This window comes from Desulfovibrio sp. OH1186_COT-070, from assembly GCF_003860215.1.
Taxonomy (GTDB): domain Bacteria; phylum Desulfobacterota; class Desulfovibrionia; order Desulfovibrionales; family Desulfovibrionaceae; genus Desulfovibrio.
Window position 1 is genome coordinate 1 of record NZ_RQYH01000125.1, and the last position, 705, is coordinate 705.

Consider the following 705-nt stretch of genomic DNA (forward strand, 5'->3'; position numbering starts at 1 on the left):
TTTACCAAGGAGCAGGGAAAAAAGAAAGTTCCGGTTATCGCCGTGGACGAGCAAGAGCTGCGGTCGCATGTGTCTGAGGTCGTGCGACAGAGCGTTGAAGAAACGCTTAACGGCTTGCTGGAAGCGGAGGCCGATGCGCTGTGCCAAGCCAAGCGCTACGAGCGTAACGCGCAACGCGCCAGTACCCGTGCCGGTTACTACGCGCGGGGTTTGCAGACCAAGGCCGGGACTGAGGTACCCAAGCTGCGGCATGTGCCCTTTGAAACCGCAATAATCGAACGATACCGGCGCCGGGAAAGCTCGGTGGAAGAAGCGCAAATGTACCTGGCTGGCGTTTCCGTGCGCCGGGTGGAGGACATCGGCTCTGTGGGGCAGTCGGGTGAGCCCGAGCACCATAAGCGATTTGAATCAGAAGATTTTCGCGCGAGTTGAAGAATGGCGCCAACGTCCGCTTGAAGCAGAATATCCCTATGTTTTTGTGGACGGCATTTGGCTTAAACGCTCTTGGGCCGGAGAAGTGCAAAACGTCTCGGTGCTTGTAGCCATCGGGGTAAGTACCAGCGGTTTTCGAGAAATTCTCGGCGTGGCCGAGGGAGCGCGTGAGGATAGTGCAAGCTGGCGCCAATTTTTGCGGTATTTGCGGGAACGTGGCCTTGAGCGGATCCGGCTGGTGGTATCGGACAAAAGTCTTGGCCTGCTTGAGGC

2 protein-coding genes are annotated in these 705 nt (G+C 57.6%); both read left to right on the top strand.

Annotated features, from left to right (window positions below; all coding sequences use genetic code 11):
* On the top strand, positions 1-432 hold a 432-nt coding region (locus EII23_RS13235; RefSeq protein ID WP_221620415.1), incomplete at its 5' end, for a transposase.
* Positions 404-705: transposase (locus tag EII23_RS13240; protein ID WP_260424719.1), on the top strand; the 302-nt coding region annotated here is incomplete at its 3' end. The genes EII23_RS13235 and EII23_RS13240, both read left to right, overlap by 29 nt.